Origin of the sequence: Nitrosococcus oceani ATCC 19707 (assembly GCF_000012805.1) — a bacterium.
Classification (GTDB): Bacteria; Pseudomonadota; Gammaproteobacteria; order Nitrosococcales; family Nitrosococcaceae; genus Nitrosococcus; species Nitrosococcus oceani.
Window position 1 is genome coordinate 2,092,311 of sequence record NC_007484.1, and the last position, 17,983, is coordinate 2,110,293.

At 49.5% G+C, this 17,983-nt stretch carries 14 protein-coding genes and 1 pseudogene; 5 read left to right on the top strand and 10 right to left on the bottom strand.

Annotation, left to right across the window (positions count from 1 at the left end):
- The first annotated feature begins 443 nt into the window (after window positions 1-443).
- The 4 genes from NOC_RS09925 to NOC_RS09940 all read left to right on the top strand — a co-directional run bounded on the left by NOC_RS09925 (window position 444) and on the right by NOC_RS09940 (window position 5,488).
- Window positions 444-1,484, top strand: coding sequence for a hypothetical protein (locus tag NOC_RS09925; RefSeq protein ID WP_002808561.1), 1,041 nt, complete (start codon window positions 444-446; stop codon window positions 1,482-1,484).
- A gap of 16 nt (window positions 1,485-1,500) precedes the next feature.
- Window positions 1,501-1,851, top strand: a complete 351-nt coding sequence (locus NOC_RS09930) for a hypothetical protein (RefSeq protein ID WP_147094442.1) — start codon at window positions 1,501-1,503, stop codon at window positions 1,849-1,851.
- A 68-nt stretch (window positions 1,852-1,919) separates the two neighbouring features.
- Window positions 1,920-2,156, top strand: coding sequence for a hypothetical protein (locus NOC_RS09935; RefSeq protein WP_002808639.1), 237 nt, complete (start codon window positions 1,920-1,922; stop codon window positions 2,154-2,156).
- Between the two features lie 35 nt (window positions 2,157-2,191).
- Window positions 2,192-5,488 (top strand): hypothetical protein, encoded by a 3,297-nt coding sequence (locus NOC_RS09940; RefSeq protein WP_002808941.1) that lies wholly within the window; start codon window positions 2,192-2,194, stop codon window positions 5,486-5,488.
- 218 nt (window positions 5,489-5,706) lie between these two features.
- On the opposite strand, the gene NOC_RS09945 is transcribed toward NOC_RS09940, so the two are convergent.
- The 6 genes from NOC_RS09945 to NOC_RS09970 all read right to left on the bottom strand — a co-directional run bounded on the left by NOC_RS09945 (window position 5,707) and on the right by NOC_RS09970 (window position 12,556).
- Window positions 5,707-7,644 (bottom strand): nitric oxide reductase activation protein NorD, encoded by a 1,938-nt coding sequence (locus NOC_RS09945; RefSeq protein WP_002810350.1) that lies wholly within the window; start codon window positions 7,642-7,644, stop codon window positions 5,707-5,709.
- Window positions 7,645-7,650: 6 nt separating this feature from the next.
- A complete protein-coding gene (locus NOC_RS09950) occupies window positions 7,651-8,478 on the bottom strand; it encodes a CbbQ/NirQ/NorQ/GpvN family protein (protein ID WP_002810847.1) in 828 nt (275 codons plus the stop codon).
- A gap of 10 nt (window positions 8,479-8,488) precedes the next feature.
- The gene (locus NOC_RS09955; protein ID WP_002809427.1) at window positions 8,489-9,835 is read right to left on the bottom strand and encodes a cbb3-type cytochrome c oxidase subunit I; all 1,347 of its coding nucleotides are present in this window, start codon (window positions 9,833-9,835) and stop codon (window positions 8,489-8,491) included.
- A gap of 34 nt (window positions 9,836-9,869) precedes the next feature.
- Window positions 9,870-10,322 carry a c-type cytochrome gene (locus tag NOC_RS09960; RefSeq protein ID WP_036497564.1) on the bottom strand — a complete coding sequence of 151 codons (453 nt, stop codon included), beginning with the start codon at window positions 10,320-10,322 and terminating at the stop codon, window positions 9,870-9,872.
- A 122-nt stretch (window positions 10,323-10,444) separates the two neighbouring features.
- On the bottom strand, window positions 10,445-12,160 hold the full coding sequence (locus NOC_RS09965) for a tetratricopeptide repeat protein (protein ID WP_002808956.1): 1,716 nt from the start codon (window positions 12,158-12,160) through the stop codon (window positions 10,445-10,447).
- A gap of 150 nt (window positions 12,161-12,310) precedes the next feature.
- Window positions 12,311-12,556 carry a hypothetical protein gene (locus tag NOC_RS09970; protein ID WP_002811174.1) on the bottom strand — a complete coding sequence of 82 codons (246 nt, stop codon included), beginning with the start codon at window positions 12,554-12,556 and terminating at the stop codon, window positions 12,311-12,313.
- A 421-nt stretch (window positions 12,557-12,977) separates the two neighbouring features.
- Between NOC_RS09970 and NOC_RS09975 the strand changes: the two genes are divergently transcribed.
- Window positions 12,978-13,850, top strand: a complete 873-nt coding sequence (locus NOC_RS09975) for a mechanosensitive ion channel family protein (protein WP_002810836.1) — start codon at window positions 12,978-12,980, stop codon at window positions 13,848-13,850.
- A 344-nt stretch (window positions 13,851-14,194) separates the two neighbouring features.
- On the opposite strand, the pseudogene NOC_RS09980 reads toward NOC_RS09975, so the two are convergent.
- From NOC_RS09980 to NOC_RS09995, 4 genes and pseudogenes are all read right to left on the bottom strand, one after another.
- Window positions 14,195-15,616, bottom strand: a pseudogene (locus NOC_RS09980) (aldehyde dehydrogenase family protein).
- A 149-nt stretch (window positions 15,617-15,765) separates the two neighbouring features.
- Window positions 15,766-16,032, bottom strand: a complete 267-nt coding sequence (locus NOC_RS09985; RefSeq protein WP_166485274.1) for a hypothetical protein — start codon at window positions 16,030-16,032, stop codon at window positions 15,766-15,768.
- A gap of 478 nt (window positions 16,033-16,510) precedes the next feature.
- On the bottom strand, window positions 16,511-17,623 hold the full coding sequence (locus NOC_RS09990; protein WP_002810811.1) for a hypothetical protein: 1,113 nt from the start codon (window positions 17,621-17,623) through the stop codon (window positions 16,511-16,513).
- A gap of 134 nt (window positions 17,624-17,757) precedes the next feature.
- Window positions 17,758-17,973, bottom strand: coding sequence for a DUF2283 domain-containing protein (locus NOC_RS09995; RefSeq protein WP_002809399.1), 216 nt, complete (start codon window positions 17,971-17,973; stop codon window positions 17,758-17,760).
- Window positions 17,974-17,983 lie beyond the last annotated feature (10 nt).

Genomic DNA, 17,983 nt, shown 5'->3' on the forward strand with positions numbered 1-17,983 from the left:
GCAGAAATAACGATGGCAGGCGCCTTCACTTACGCAGGGTTAAAAAACAGTAGCTTTTCTTTTTGGTTTCACCTGCGACAAGGCGCTTCAATACCTATTGCCATACCAATCATGGCTGTAAGCGATTACAATTCTAAATCCTGCCATTCCTCCCTTTCTACTCCAATGCTATTAAAATCCTAGCCTAGCCTCCCAGAACGTCTTCCCTCCCGTAAAGCTTGTAAAGCCAATCAAGTTTTTCACAGCACGAACAGCGACTGGCTTTTCATTCTTTATTATCCCATCGGCTAAATATATATTTCGGTAATATTACCTAATCCTAAGGTTGAAATCCTTGTCTATACTATTAGATAGGGAGTCATTTTTTAAGGCATTGTTTCTTTTAAGTACACGCTAAATTCCTTTTCTAGCCCTGGAGAAATCTAGCTAAGCGGGAGAAAGCAATGAAAAAAGATGAAAAAAAGATGGTATTGAGCCCCACGGATATAGCCAGTGCCCAAAAAGCATACAGCGCTGTGGTGGGAAGTTTTTTAGATCCTCGGAAACAGCTAGCCAATGTGATTGGCATGGGAATAGGCGTAAAATGGACTAAGGGCGAGCCTACGGGAAAACCCGCATTGGTAGTACTGGTTACTCAAAAATTAGCAAAAAATGAGCTAAGCCCATCTAACATGGTCCCCAATAAGCTCCAGGAAATGCAAACCGATGTCCTTGCCATAGGGTACCCGTTAGCCGGTCAAGCGAAGACAAGTATTCAGACCTTAGGAAACCGGGTCCGTCCAGCAGAAGGCGGCTATAGCGTGGGACATAAAGATATTACTGCGGGCACCATCGCTACTTGTGTCTATGATATTTTGCCAGAGGGCAGCGTAAGCCCACCCTCCCAGGGGATTGGTATTCCTTCCAATTACTACCTCCTTAGCAACAACCATGTACTCGCCAACAGTAACGCCGCTTCTTTAGGCGATTCCATTCTTCAACCTGGTCCCTACGATGGAGGCACGGACCCGGCGGATCGTATTGCAAGCTTGAGCCGCTTTATCCCCATCACCTTTGACCCTCCGGTGCCTCAAGGAGATCATAACAACCTTGTAGATGCCGCTATCGCCCAAGTGGAATTTCAGGATGCTGATCGAAAAATTTATTGGATTGGCGACGTTCGAGGCTGGCGCCAGAAACGTGATGTAGCAGTAGGTATGCCAGTGAAAAAAACTGGCCGCACCACCCATTTCACCATGGGCAGAATAACAGCGATAAACGCCACGGTTAACGTCGGTTATGGCGGTGGCAAGGTGGCGCGGTTCAGGGATCAGATCATTACGACACCTATGTCCGCAGGCGGCGATTCTGGCTCGTTAGTGACAACTCTGGACAATATTGCGGTCGGTTTGCTGTTTGCCGGTTCCTCAGTAGCAACCATCGTAAATCAAATTGAGAACGTGCGCTCGCTATTGCGAGTGGAAGTCGCGGAACAAATTCTGTGAAAGATTAGATCCTGTGGTGTTAAGTTCAGTTAAAAAAACCATTCCTATTTTAAGAGATGGTTCAGTGAAGTATAAACTGCATGAGTATATAAACAGAATTTTTGCGATAGTTTTGATTCTAGTTAGCCTCGGCTATCACAATTTCCTATTTTCCTCGGAAACTGTCGTAACCGTAAAAGAGCGACATGAACCTTGGATCATGAATTTTCCAGGTGTCGTGGGAACAGGAATCGGAGATTGTCAAGGGACTCCTTGCATCAAGGTCTATATAAAGGAGAAAACCCCTGAATTAGAACAGCAATTACCTAAACGAATTGAGGGATTCCAACTTGATATAGAAGTCACTGGACCTATCGAGACTCAATAGGATTAAACTTTCCTTGATGCCTTCATCCCTATCAATTCGCGGAGAGATAATGTTAGGAGCCAAATAAAATGAGCCTTTCAGCCCTCATAAAAAAGTATGAAGCGCAGTTGATGGGTCTACCGAATGTCACAGGCATTGGCGTCGGAAAAAAAGCAGGAAAGGAGATCATCCAAGTTTTTGTAACTCGCAAAGTTCCAGAATCTGCTTTACAGCCCCATGAGATTATTCCCAAGAAATTAGAAAAATATGAAATCAACGTCGAGGAAAGCGGCGCGCTCCTAGCTCAATCCGATCCCAGTGCCTAACCAGCGCTTCATTTGCTTGCAAGGAATGTAGGGAGATGGCAGAACAGCAAAGCCCCGTGCTACCTCTTTCGGGGATGGTGCTCTTATTAGCGATTATTAGCGCGGTCGTTTATCAGGAAACTCCCTTACAAGGATCACGCCCAACGGCGGAATTCCAGGAAGGACTCTCTGTTCAAGGCATCGAAGATGTGCCAGCTCGCCTGTGGCAAGATCCCTTTGCCGCAGTGAAACGCAATTCTATCCGCAAGGATGATACTCATCCATCGGAGAAGGATATTTCACCCTGTCAGTCTGATAAACCTGTTCTTCGTCACACCCTTTTCGAGCTTTTTTGCCAAATTAAAAAGGAGCAGCGAGCTGATGCCGCGGCAACCCCACTCATCGTAATGGGAGTAATGATGTTCGGCGGTCCTTATGCTGAAAGCAGCGAATGGCGGTTACGTAGCCGCTATACGGTAGTCTCTGCGCTAGGCAGAGCAAATTATATCCCCAAAGACTCTGAGCATATTGGCTTCGTAGACCTGCTGAAAAGCAGCAGTTGTTCAAAAGAAAATATAGAAAATTGTCCGGCAGCCAAGCTCCCACGTATTATTCCCTATGAATGGTTTTACCCTGCTGACAATGAGAAACACCCTCCTCTACTGGTGCTTTGGCTTGATGACGGCGCCTTCGGCAAGTACCCCTTAAGCAGGCTGATTGCCTTACAGCGCCTGCTCCAGCAAGAAAATAATTATAACTTTCATTTTAAAATTCTAGGGCCGACGGGTTCAAGCAGCCTGCTGACGATGGTAAAGGAAATCGAAAATTTTTTATGGCAACAGCCCAATAGCATAAAATCACCGGCGCAAGCCGAGCATTCAGAGCTGCCCACCGATAAGCCCTCTCAGAATACCTTTGCAATCTATTCACCTTCCGCCACGGTATCAACGGGTATAGCAGGCAAACCGTTTTCAATGCTTGAAATAAAAGAATCCCTTGCCAAGCAATTCCAACAAATTGGAATAAATTTTTATCGAACGATTAATCATGATTGGGACCTTGCCTTAACGTTAATAGACGAATTAAAGCGCCGAGGAATCAATGTTATTTGCGATCCCGGAGAGGATCACCGCCAGCCAATACCTAATAATCAATATAATACGGGAAACAACCTTGGTTCTGCCACCTTAGCTGACAGCAAAGACACACTTGAAGCACACACGGATCATATCGTACTTATTGCCGAATGGGATACACTTTATGGACGCTCTCTACCAAAATATTTTGAATGCGCGATTGCAGCTCGGCACGTTCATCTAAGCACGAATCTCCCTCAGACAAAATCACCCATCAAACAGCATTGTGAAACACAATGGATTCACCGGTTCAGCTACCTTCGTGGCATTGATGGACAACTCCCCGGCAAACAGCAGCCAAGAAGCACAAAAAATTTTCAACCGACTGCAAAAAACAACTCGATCGAAACAATTACCCTAGATAGGAAAAAGCAAATTGAGCGGCCAGTGGGAAGAGGCCAATTCGACTATATACACCGGCTTTCCCGACAGATTTACAGGCTCCAAAAAGAATTACAGCGAGACAATAAAGAGATCAAAGCCATCGGCGTCCTGGGCAGTGACGTCTACGATAAATTGCTAATATTACAGGCCCTCAAAAACCGTTTTCCAAACGCTATATTCTTTACCACCGATCTCGATGCCCGCCTCTTTCACCCCGCCGAATATGAATGGGCTAGAAATTTGGTCGTCGCTTCGTCTTTCGGCCTCCAATTAAACCCTCAATTACAGCAAGACATACCACCTTTCAGAAGTGCTTATCAGACGTCACTATTCTATGCCGCCTTGCTTGCCATCACCCATGCTCATCCTGGACGGCAGGATCTTTTTCAAAAACTCCTTGGACCCGCGCCTTCTTCTTCGTCGCCTACCCAGAGGCAACTAAGCCAAGACAGGCTACAAAAATTACTTAAACCTCGAATCTTTGAAATCGGTTATAGCGGCCCTGTCGATCTTAGTGTGCAAGACTCTCACTTACATGTACCGCGGGAAAATCCTTTTACTCAGCCTCACCCTGTATATAGCATAATTGCCTTGGTGCTGTTGTCGCTCCTATTATATTTATCCAGCGATCCGGTGATGAATGGTATCCACGCTATTTTTAAAGGCATCAGAACCCATCCTGTTGGCTCCTTTCTGGGAGTTATCTTATTTGCCGCAGCCATCACGGTACTCCTATTATGGCTACTGCCCGCCATAATCCTCGCCCAGGGGGAAGGATGGTGGCGAGAGGAAGATCCCGTATTATGGTTCGAAGGAATCAGCATTTGGCCCAGTGAACTGCTCAGAATAACTGCCGCCTTGCTTGCCTTCCTATTTATCCGTAAAGCATCCCACGATATCCAAAATAGTAATAAGGCCCTCACGCAAGCATTTTTGTTACCGCAGCAACCCAACGGTCAATTAGCGAGAAATGTTTTAAAAAAAACCAGAATGGGAATTCTGATTCACAGATGGCAGCAAGCGGGCGTTTCAGGCCAACGAGATGTCACCACCCTCTGGCAACAACATCTTGCCCTTAGCGCCAAATGGCCACGCCTGAAGCGGGTTATGCTCTACGTAATCCTGTTTCTTGGCTTTGGTTTTTCTTTAATGGAGTTGCTTGGCTATCCCAACCACCCTTATCGCGGCGATTTCAGCCGCTGGATTAATTTCTCGGTATTGCTGTTCAGCGTCGGATTTATGTTAATTCTAGTGTTTTGGGTCGTGGATGCCACCCGTCTATGCGCCCAATTTATCGATCATCTCTCTACGCAGGAACTTCCTTGGAATAGAGAAAAACTGGCGCTTCTTTCCCAACGGTATCAGATTACAGAGGATTATCTTGGACCGGTGCTCAAAATCAGATTAGTGGCGGATCAGACTATCGTAATCTCACGGCTGATCATCTATCCATTTATTATCTTGGCCCTCATGATTATATCCCGCCTCTCCTATTTCGATAACTGGACCATCCCCATGGGACTGATTATTGTTTTTTTGCTCTTATTCCTTTATGTCCTTATCTGTGCTATCACCCTGGAGCGGGCAGCGGAAAACGCCCGCGCTCAGACTAGGGATTGGCTAATGGAAAAGCATATTGGCATCAAAGGAGATCCCGCCGCTCCTAACTATCGCAGCGAACAACTACAGCTTCTCATTGAAGATCTCAGAAATATTCAGCGGGGAGCCTATGTGCCTTTTATTCAGCAGCCCATGGTCAGGGCTATTTTATTACCTTTTGGAGGAGTGGGAAGCATAGCATTCATCGAATATTTATACAGCATATTGGGATAGCACCGAATTGGAAAACTTACTTAATCCCTTTTCAGGAGTTCATTCAGCCCCCCTGCTCCTTTAACAAAACCAGCGCTTAGTCCAAAAATAAGTTTAAAGCAAAGGGGGGGCAGCATGGAGCCAGGGGACACACCAGGGAGGGCGCGGGCACCCATCAAACTCTTTATTTTCGGAGAGGAAAAACGGATTTTCTTCATAGGCGATTGTTCCTTAGCAGGCTAGCTTACCAACCGCTGATAAAGCATAGGCAAGACCTGGGTAAGACGATCAAGCTGACCCACGATAGCATAATCCCCTTGGCCAAATAAATAAGGAAAATAATCCTGGGCCTTGCGGTCGATAGTAATGCCAAACACTGATAACCCCGCCCGGCGGGCTTCTAAAATGGCCTGCCGGGTGTCTTCAATTCCGTAACGGCCTTCATAGCGGTCCAAGTCATTGGGTTTTCCGTCGCTCAATAAAAGCAAAAGACGGTGGCGCTCGGGGCGCGGGGCCAATTGTTGCTGAACATGGCGCAGAGCCGCACCCATGCGGGTGTAATAACCAGGCCGCAGGGCTGCAATACGCCGCAAAACCTGACTGTTGAAAGGCGCCGTGAAATCCTTCACCGTGGCTACACGGACAAAATGCCGTTTGCGCGAGGTAAACGTATAAATCCCAAAAGCATCCCCGCAGGTGGCCAGACCGGCAGCCAGCGCAGTCAAAGCTTCTTTTTCCACTTCCAGTATCCGGCGGTTATCAATCCAACTATCGGTAGATAAGGAAACATCCACCAGAATAGCCACGGCTAAATCTCGGGCCTGCTGGCGAGCCATGAGATACACCCGCTCAGAACCATTTCCGCTGGCTATTAAATCACAATGGGACCGCACCACCGCATCCATATCTGGCTCGGCGCCATCAAGCTGGCAGCGTAAGATCTCACGCCTGGGACGCAGCGCTTCGAACTGACGCCGGATTCGGCGAAGGCGGCGCCTGGCTTGGAGATCGGGCGTCCATGCCTCTCCCTCTTCCGCAGCAATCTGGGCAACAACCCGGCAATGGCGATCATGATAACCTTGGCGGCGGTAATCCCACTCTGGATAGGTAAGTTCGGCGAGCAAGGCAGCAGGATCGACATCCTCGGGTGCCAGGTCGAGATCAAATTTAAGCTTGGTGGCCGCCCTTTTCTGATGGGGGCTCAGAGTTAATTCCTCCATGGTGTCGGCAATCTCCTTGGCAGCCTCTTCCTCCTCATCCTCCACCGCCCGATTCACATTCACCATCTCGGCCCAACTGATGAGCTTTTCAAAACGGTTCAACAACAGGGGGTCATCCCGCTCGCATTGATCCTGTCTGCTCCGCTGGGCCTGCCTTCGGAGGCCATTCTCTTCTTCTTGCCGATTGCCACCCCCATCCTCCTCGGAAGAGGGCGGCGGGGAAGCCGGGGATTTTGGGTTGCCGCTCACCTCTCCCCACAAGGGTATTGGCAAGAAAGGATGATAACGCTTGGCAGCACGCCAGTGGGTAAAATCTGGCTCTAACTGCATAATCGCCCTTAAAAACCGGTTGCCAAGAGGATGATTTGCACGCTTGTCCCCCAGTAGCGCCAGAATCGCAACTTCTAGAGCTTGCTCTTGCTCCGGTAAGGAGCGCAGTGGCCGCAACGCCCGCAAAGCCTCGCCGAGCAACTGATAGCTCCGCGCCAATCCTGGATAGTGGCGGCAAACGGTTAAGCTAGTCCAGTAGGCCCGATGCAAAAAGGCCAGATCGGCCTGGAGCGGATCCACTGGACGCTGCCGAGAAGGTAACTCCGCCAGGGCAAAAAAAGCAGCCAGCCAATAATAAAGACGCCGGTTCAGAGAAACTGACGGAAAACAGGCAATGGAAACGGGCAACAATAACCGCTCAGGACTGCATTCCGCCTGTGGCAAGCGTTCCTGATCCAGGCCCAGGCGTTGCCGTAAGCCCAACCGATGCCCCGAGGTCCGGGTTCCCCCTGCCGCCAGCGCCAGCCCCGGCGTTCCCCCCAGCCCCCGGAAGAAAACGCTGAGGGAAGCGCGCACCGAATCCAGGGCCACCGCAGCCTCCGGATGATAAGGATAGCTGGCGGTTTGCCCCACCAGGCGGTGCCAACAGCGACCAATCTGCTCTTCCAGCTCCAGAAATTGCCACATGGAAATTTAACCGTAGGTAGCGCGAACCAGTTCCAGCAGTCCTTCCTTGACCTGGACTTCATCGCAAAGGGGTTCTACCAAAGCCACCTGGGCGGCTTCAAAAGGATCTATCCCTTCCCTCATTAAAATAGCGCAATAAACCAAAAGGCGGGTGGAGGCTACCTCCTCCAGATCAATCCCTTTCAATGCCCGTAGCCGGTTGGCCAAATTAACCAGAGGAATGCAACGTTCCCGGGGAAAGCCGCTTTCCCTGGCGACGATTTCAACTTCCGCTTCACTGGCAGGAAAATCAAAGCTAAGGGCCACAAAACGCTGCCGGGTACTAGGTTTTAGGGACTTGAGGATATTCTGGTAACCCGGATTATAAGAGACCACCAGCATGAACCCTGGGGGAGCCTTCAAGGTCTCCCCCGTGCGCTCCAAGGGCAGGATGCGGCGGTCATCGGTCAGCGGATGAAGTACTACGGTGACATCCTTGCGGGCCTCCACAATCTCATCCAAATAACAAATGCCCCCTTCCCGGACAGCCTGGGTCAACGGCCCATCCACCCACACCGTCTCCCCACCCTTGAGGAGATAGCGCCCGGTCAGATCAGAGGCTGTCAAATCATCGTGGCAAGAGACGGTCAACAAGGGGCGGCCCAGCCGGGCCGCCATATGGGCTACAAAACGGGTCTTGCCACAGCCGGTGGGTCCCTTGAGCAAGAGGGGGAGCCGGTAGCGATAAGCGGCTTCAAACAAGGCACACTCATTGCCCACCGGCAGATAAAAAGGGATTTCTTCTTCCGCCTGGCGAGAAGTTTGCGCTTCTTGCGGAAACCAGGAAGCCTTCATCTCCCGCCCCTTACTTAGTGGCCGATTGCGCCCCCAGAGGCGCTACCATTTGTCCTCGAACCGGGCCTAGCACCGCGTAGATATAAAGCAGAGCGCCGATTACGAAGAAAATTCCCGAGCCTAGGCGCAACCAATAGAAAAGGTCAATTTGCTGCTGAATCTCCATAAAATCCATGCCGAGCACACGCTGGAGATGAGTCTGAATGACTCCGGCAAAAGTCAGGGTAAAAGTCATGAACGCCATGGACCCGGTCATGATCCAAAAACTCCACATATTCAGGATTTGGTTGAAGGGCTGCAACCCCCGCAGGGCTGGTAGCGCATAGGTAAAGAAAGCTAAATTCAGCATCACATAGGCCCCATAGAAAGCCAAGTGGCCATGGGCAGCCGTTACTTGAGTACCGTGGCTATAGAAATTAACCTGGGAGAAACTGTGCATGAGCCCCCACACCCCGGCGCCAAAAAAAGCCATTACCGGACAGCCTAGACTCCACAGCATGGCGGCCCTGTTCGGGTGGTCACGACCGCTTTCATGGACCAGATAAAAAGCCCATAGCACCATAGCGAAAAAGGGAAGCACTTCCAGTACCGAAAACACGCCGCCTATCCAGTGCCAATAACTGGGAGTACCAATCCAATAATAATGATGGCCGGTGCCCAAAAGGCCGCTCACCAGGGAAAGGCCCACGATGACATAAAGCCACTTTTCAATCACCTCCCGATCCACACCGGTTAATTTAATGAGGAGGAAAGCCAACATAGCCGCCATGATGAGTTCCCACACCCCCTCGACCCAGACATGCACCACCCACCACCAATACAATTTATCGAGAGCTAAATTACTGGGATTATAAAAAGCAAAGAGATAAAACAAGGCTGCCCCCCACAACCCCACCAGCAAAACAATGGAAACCACCGTCTTTCGTCCCTTGAGCACGGTCATGGTGACATTGTAGAGAAATATCACAAAGGCAACGGCCAAGAGAATTTTGACCCAAAGGGGCTGCTCCAGAAATTCGCGTCCTTCGTGGACCCCGAACAGATAGCTAATGACCGCCCCCAGCGCCGCAAAAACAAAGATTCCAAGCTGCCACCAAGCCAGCCTGGAGCTGTAAATCTCACGCTCACATTCCTCGGGTATCAAGAAGTAACTAGCACCAAAATAACCGAGCAGGAGCCATACCAACAAGGCACTGGTATGTATCATGCGGATAATGTTAAAAGGGGCGGCTTCAGAGAGAAAATGGGGGAAGACATAGATGGTGCCCGCCAGCACCCCCGCCACGAGCTGCACTAGAAACAAAGCCAAAGCGGCCACGAAATAAGGATAGGCAAGCTGCTGCGTTTGATATTTCATTTAGAAATCTCCATAGACAAAGGGCACACACTAATTAACCAGCATTATTGGGTGGCCAGCCCAGGGTATCAATGCGACTCGTCCATTCAAGAAAATCAACCAGATCGTCTAGTTCCTGCTCCGTCAGATTAAACTGCGGCATTTGGCGCCGTCCCTCAACCCCGGTAGGTTGCACCTTCATCCAAGCTTTAAGGGCCATCCGCGCTCCTTCAGGATTTTCACGCCCGCCATAACGAACCCAAACATTGCCTAACTCCGGCGCAAAATAGGCCCCTTCACCTAACAAGGAATGGCAATCGATACAGGCATGACGTTCCCATACATGCTTGCCCCGGGCCACCGATTCCGTCAGCGTTGATTCATCCGTCGAAGTATTTTTAATGTAGAGGTGACTGTCTATTCCCAGGATCAAAAAGATCACTAGAAAGAAAAAAGAACCACCGTAAAAGATATTGCGTGCAGCGGATTTGGTTAAGCGTTCTGCCATGACCCCTTCCTTTTGCTCTTGGTTAAACTTTATCGCAACAACATCGCAGGATGCTCCCAAAGAGAGCATTAAGAATGCATTCTTATAAGATTAATCGCGCCACTAACGATTGTTATATCCGCTCAAAAGCGGGAAGCCCTCAAGTCCACATCGGCGTGCTGCCAAGCCTCCTCAAAGCGCTTTTCCACCGTTGCCGCCGCTTCGGTTTGGCCTTGCTCACGGAGGCTTTGGGCCAAGCCAAAGAGCGACCAGCCATTTTGGGGATATTGCTTTAAATCTTTCCGGTAAACGGCTTCGGCTTCTACGGCCCGATCCGCCTTCAGCAACGCCGCGCCCAGATTATGGCGCACCGGGTAATACCAAGCCGGCGGTTCGATATACCGCAGATTATCCTGAATGCCCACCGCTTCCCTGAGGGGGGCGATCATTGCTTCGGTCTGGCCCCGGGCGCCGGCTAATTCTCCGGCGAGAATATGGGCGGCAATCTCTAGCAAGGTTGAGCCGGAAGAAGCAGACCAAAAAACTAGTTGAGCCATGGCCTGGGACTGCCCGATTTTGGTTAATTGTTCATATTCCTGGGCTGCGGAATCAAGCTGACCCAGACGCGTGAGCGCCATGCCCCGGGCCCAATGCCAGATTCCCCGCGTGTATCGAAAGAAGGCACCGGGCTTGGGTTCACGGAGAATTTCATCCCATTTCCCGAACCGCACCAAGGCGTAGAGAGGCATGGGCCTAAATTCCTCCAATTGAGGTAAGGTCGAGTAGGATTCTTCGGGAATACTGGCCACTAGTTTGCGGGCCGCTTCCAAGGCCAGCTGGCTGTTGCCTTCCATCTGCGCCGCGGCAAATAGGAAATGGATGTTATGGGGGTAATAACCGAGCCGGTATAACCCCTCGGCATCTGGGTCGGGGAGATATTCTTCATCCGTATGGATAGCATGTTCATTGGCGGTCACCGCTGCATGGTAATCCCCCACCCGCCAGTAAATATGGGCAGGCATATGAACCAGATGACCAGCGCCCGGCGCTAGCTGCCCTAACCGCTTGGCGCTAGGAAGGGCCCGCTCCGGCGCCGGGGATGCCTCGACAGCATGAATATAATAATGATTAGCCCCAATATGATTGGGGTCGCGCTCTAATACCGACTCCAGGGTGGCTATGATTTCCTGGGTATGGGCCGTCGGCTCCCCTGCGGGAGTCCAGTACTCCCATGGCGTGAGATTCATCAGGGCCTCGGCAAAAATCACTGCCCCATCCAAGTCATCGGGGTAACGGCGCGACAGCTCCCTCATGGCATCGGCATAGGCCCGATCCAGTCCTTCCCGATCAGCTCCAGAGGTAGGCCCATAACGTATCGCCAGCGCTTGGATATAGGCTTGCTCCGCTTTATTGGCCTTAGGCGCCAGCGCCAGCGCTTTCTGAACGGCCTCATAAGCCTGCGGGACAGCCGCCGCCTCCATGGGCGCATTAATATTAGGTCCGAGCGCAAGGGCAACCCCCCAATAGCACATAGCGCAATCCGGATCGATTGTGGCGGCGTCCTTAAAGGAGCGGATAGCCTCGGCATGATTGAAGGCAAACGCAAGGGTTAAGCCCTGATCGAAATAACGCTGAGCCAGGGAAGAAGAGGTAGTAACGGGATGATGATGATCGCCCAGATTATCCAACAGGGGATCAATATCTCCCGGTGGCGCATCTTCGCTCGCCGTCGTGGCCGAATCAGCGGCAAAGCTGCTCTGCTGGCCTTCGCTGGCAACGACGGGTACCCGCTGTTCGCATCCTGCCAATAATGATAGAAAGAGACTCAATAACCCTATTTTTAACCCTAGATAGCTCATCTTCTATCTCCCAGGCACGAAGGCAACCCTCAAGCCGTTTTCATTACCTATATATAAAGTATAGTATCTATATTTTATGGTACAGAATTTACTAAATAGCAATACAAGCCTTGTAGTTTTTAGTAGAGGCGGGGTTTTCTCGGCCTCAGCTTACAAGGTTTTTCGGAAGGGGTGGCGGGCGCGCAATCCGGGGAAGCGCAGAAATTCTTTATTTAGTGATGGACTGTGATCCAGATCGATGCCCGGATACGTTCCCGTTCCTTTCTCGGTGATGATTTGCACTCGCCCGCGTTCCTCAACACGCTCTCGGCGACTCAACGATTCTCGAAGCGCATCTCCAATGAGTTGAGCCAGGGTCACTCCCGAAGCGGCCGCCTGGGCTTTTAAGCTGATCATCGATATTGAGGGTGGTGCGCATCGCCTATTTTCCCCTTCTCACTTATTGATCCAGGAATATAATGACACACCCAAGCACATGAAACATCGTCATCCTCTCCTGCTAGAGTAGAAAAATGACAGCTTAACCCGCCCTCGGCTTTGCCCGCGACCACCCTCCACAACGGATAAAGTCGAGCTGAGGGTGCCATCCATTTAGATTAGCCCACAGCAAAAAAAGAAAAGGTAAAAAGTACAGGCTGGTCTAGAATATCATATGATTGCATTTCAATTCTTACAACTTGCCATATTAAAGTTACTGCTTACAGGCGAAGTATACTTTTCTTGCGTGGCGCATACTCCGCCTGATTTATTGCTCAGCGCTTATTTTCCTAAGCTATAGCAAACGCTGAATTGGAAATCACTCATTGGAGAAAGAAATATGGCCGAGCAAAATAGCATAGGCTCTGACGCAATACAGGACCTACCTCAGCAAATTGATTACGACCTTAGCATGGCTGTTGAACGTTTCGACAGTTGGGTCGATGGCGCTATCCGATTATTGCCGAATATCTTTTTGGCTCTCGTAGTAATGATATTATTCTATGGCTTGGCTGTACTTGTCCGATGGCTCGTTCAGCGCCAATCAATCCGCCGGGGCCGCCACAACCTAGGAAGAATGCTCGGCAGTTTTTCGAAATGGGCGGTTATCTTATCTGGTTTTTTGCTAGCGGCAACTATCGTGTTGCCCACTTTAAACCCTGGTGATTTGATAGCGGGGTTAGGCGTCAGCTCTGTTGCCATCGGTTTTGCATTCAAAGACATATTACAAAACTGGCTTGCCGGGTTACTGATTTTATTACGCCAGCCATTTGAGGTTGACGATCAAATCAAAGTTGATAGCCATGAGGGTACCGTCGAACAAATCGAGACCCGCGCAACGATTATTAAAACTTATGATGGGCAGCGGATTCTTATCCCAAACAGCTACATTTACACCCATGCAGTGATAGTAAAAACAGCTTATGAAAAACGCCGCAGCCAATACGATATTAATATAAACTATGATAATAGTGCCAATAGTATTGGAGAGACGTGCGAGCGAATACGGGGTGCTATCGCCCAGGTTGCAGAGGTTGAAACCAACCCGCCTCCTGAGGCCCTAGCCTGGGATTTAACCGAAGACAAAGTCACCATCCGGGCACGCTGGTGGACAAATAGCCACCGGACAAATATGTCCCGAGTGCGTGCGGCAGTAATCAACGCCATTAGGCAAGTCTTGGACCAAAGCCGGACGGAACCCAAACCCCATTAACCCTCTCTTAATAAATATCAAGGTAAATATAAGGTCCAGGTACTGCCGGTGAAATGTACTGAACGCTGGCGAAAAATAACTGCATTCCGGAAAATAAAAGTCTCTGTCGCGTTTTGGTGCTTCGGAGAATAACAGCTAAAGGAGCTGTAAAAGACGCGCATGGGTTTGAATTAAACAGGCTCGATAAGTTCACGGCTTTAGCATCGGCACCGCCTTCCCTGCACTATTGAGTATTAGCCGTTCATTCACAATCTCTGGTCGCGTGATATAACGGCAAGAGAGTTAACTCCCTAATTTTTTGAATTACAAACAATTGCGATGAAATTTATCCAACTCACCCTGCCTTAATCCATCGCAATCCAAACACTCTTAACCGCAGTATAATTATTCAGGGCGTATGAGTCTAATTCGCGTCCAATGCCAGATTGCTTAAACCCACCAAATGGTGTAGCAACATCAAAAACATTATAGCAATTCACCCAAACTGTACCGGCACGGAGTTTTGCTGCAATATAATGCGCATTTGTCACATCCCGTGTCCACAATCCGGCAGCTAGGCCATACGGCGTATTGTTAGCACGTTCAATCAAATCATCCAGGTCATCAAACAGAATTGCGGCAAGAACGGGTCCAAAGATCTCTTCCTTAGCAATGACCATTTTATCGCGTACATTGGCAAACACGGTTGGCTTTACAAAGTATCCTTCCTCCTGAAATTTTTTACCACCAGCAACCAGTTCTGCCCCTTCACTAACCCCTTTTTCAATATAACTTAATACCCTTTCTTGCTGGCCTGTGGATATTAGAGGTCCTATTTCAGTATCATTATAAATTCCAGGTCCTTGTTTAATATTATTGGCATAATCAATCATTTCTGCCACAACATTATCATAATGTTTTTTATGAACAAAGACACGGGAGCCTGCTGTACAATTTTGACCTTGATTGACCATGACTCCATTCAATGCACCTGGGATTGCTTTAGATAAATCAGCATCTGGCATGATGATATTAGGGGATTTCCCACCGAGTTCTAAGGTGATATCTTTTAACGTTTTTGCGGCATTTTACATAATCACTTTGCCGGTCTGTGTAGAACCCGTAAATCCAATTTTATCAACCAGCGGATGTTCAACTAATGGTACGCCAACGGGTCCACCAAAACCGGGAACTACATTGAAAACACCCGGAGGAAACCCCGCTTTCTCCGTTAACTCTGCCAAGTATAAAGTTGACAGGGGTGTTAGTTCTGAAGGCTTAAGAACCATCGTACATCCCATTGCCAATGCCGCACCCATTTTATACATCGCCATAAGCAATGGTAAATTCCATGGAATAATTTGTCCCACGACTCCCAACGGTTCATGACGTGAGTAATTAAAATACGGGCCACTTACCGGAATCGTTTGACCGACAATTTTTGTAGGCCAACCAGCATAATACCGCATATGTTCCACCGAAAGCGGCACATCCATATTTCTAGATTCACGGATTGGTTTTCCATTATCTAATGTTTCAAGCAGTGCTAATTCTTCTGCATGCTCTTCCATCAGATCCGCTAGTTTATACATAATTCTGCTTCTTTCAGCAGCGCTCATTTTTAGCCATGGACCGTTATCAAAAGCCTCACGAGCAGCTTTTACCGCAACATCAACATCCTCTGGTCCTCCTTCAAATACAGTTGCCAATACTTCTCCTGTTGCAGGATTATACGTTTCGAACGTTTTTTGCGATTTACTTTTTACAAATTCCCCATTAATGTACATCCGCTTTGTACCATTAAGAAATTTCTCTACCTTCGAGTTTGGACTAACTTTTAAAACGCTCACTATGCCTCTCCTATAAAACAATATCTTCCATTAGACGTGCCCATTTACTACAGACTGTCAGTTTTTTAGACAACCCGCCCACTTTATTAAATTTCGCTATTTTTCCCCTCCATCTGACAACTAAGTCTCTTAGCTTTGATTAAGCCAGCTCTATCATCGAACTTGCCAAGCGAAATAACCGTTACCGCACCTGACGCTTCAATGCTATTAATAAACCCGTCACTATCATAGCCTTTGTCCGCTAAGCTCTTTACTACGACACATAAACATTCCTCTGTCACCGGTGTAGATCGGTAAAGTTTATAAAAGAGCTCAACCAAAGAATCTGTTTTAGAACGCACAACTTTACTCAAGGTCAGGACTTTTTGTTTGAAAATGATAGTATGTTTACTATCATAAATCCATGAAGGAACCCCCAAGAAAAATTTTATGGATCAAGGCGAGGATATCTGTATCCTTCATGCCTTTCAGAAGAAACCGATGAAGGGCATCAAGACACCCCAGCTAAGGAGAGCTCATCCGCGAACGGCTAAAAACAGCTAAAGGAGCAGTTGAAATGAGGGAAGAAATTGAAACCGTACGCGGCAGCGTAAATACTTACCGGGATTTGGAATTTGGGCTATGCAGACGCCAAAGCTCGGCAAATGCGGGCGGAACTGGCTCAGCTAGATATCTCTCGGATTAAGAACGCCGATCTTACAAGGATTTACTATCGACCGGCTGGTCATGGTGCTAAACTGTCTCAACCGGCACGTGGAAATCTACGTCAAACCTATCTTTGACTTCGGAAGGTTCCCTATCGAAGCGGAGTAATGACCAGAGTGACCGTGGTTAACTCGGAGACCCTGTTTGAGGCCGCGGGTATAACACCCCACTCGGCTTCAAGCCCCGCAGCCATCGGTGGCCCAATTTTCCCGCCAACCGACGCAGCCGCTCCACCGGGCCCACCACTCGACAGAAATGCCGCCCATAGTCGCGCACCGTCTCAACCCAGGCATTTTCATCAATTCCTAAACGCCTCAAGATCGGCGGCACGTCTTCAGGGATAACACCACGCTTGTCGTTGCGGATGGCCCGGCCTGTCCAATCGGTCAAGGTAAGGTAGTCGGAAAACGCCAACGGGATTCCTGCCAAGGATTGATCGACAGGCTCGCTCCCACGGAAAGGCAGTAAAGCCGCCGACGGTTCGCTGAGCCTATTCCGCGTGGGCGGAGAACCGGCCTCTGGAGACACCGCTCGGCGAGGGCGTTTATCTTTCCCTGAACGAGTGTCGCCCTCGCTATTGTTCGGCAACTGTCTTTGTTCGGCATAAGCCCGAATCCGGGCTTGCAGGGAAGTATAGTCCGAGGCTTCGGGCGTGTCCGCGATTCCTGCACGCACGGGATTCAAATCCACATAGACCATGCAGGCCAAGAGCGCCCGCTCATCCAGCAAGGCCTGGCTCTTGAACCGCCCTTCCCAAAACCGACCTTTGCACCCATCTTCTTGATTGGCCTGACGGGCGATTGATTCGTTGAGGCAGCGCATGAACCAGCTTATGTCCCACAGGCGCTCGCGCCACTGGACGGCAAGCTCGGCGACTTGATCCCGCTCGGCTTGGGTGGCGGTCTCACCCTGGAGGAAGCGCTCCACCAGCACCCCGCCGCTAAACAACCGCCGCCAACGGTCAATAACCTCCTCATCGGACCAACCTTGAGCCCGCACGGGGTCTACCCGTAAAACCACATGATAATGGTTGCTCATCACGGCGTAGGCACATACGTCGATGGCGAAGATCCCTGCCAGCGCCTTGAGCTTGTCCACGATCCATTGCTTACGGTGCTCAAAGCTCTGGCCGGTGAGGGAATCCTCCCCACAGAGAAAGGCCCGACGCACACAACGGGCCATGCAATGGTAGAAGGGTGTTTCTTCCAGGCTGATTTGTTGGCGGCGAGCGAGCGTCATCAAGGGACTCCTTTAAGTGTGCAGGAAGCGTGCAATATGAAAAGAAAAAATAGCGCCTGTCTGCGGAAGGGCCAAATTTATGGGTGTCTTTTTCTTTCTTTGTTTTCTGCCCATCCTACACAAGTTGGCTTTGATCAAACCGCGATGTGAGGAACATCTAAACTCAGCTGATGCAGTGTCTTAAGGTCGCCTGCCTTTTTGGAGGCATCCAGGACCTCTATACCTACCAGATTCCCATCCTTGTCATAGTCGAGAATAATGCCATCGGATACTTCCTCACTGCTGTCGATCTCCTTATCGTTCAGGTCAAGATACAAAGCATCAGATTGCTGATCAATTCTTAAGCGCATGGTTTCCTCC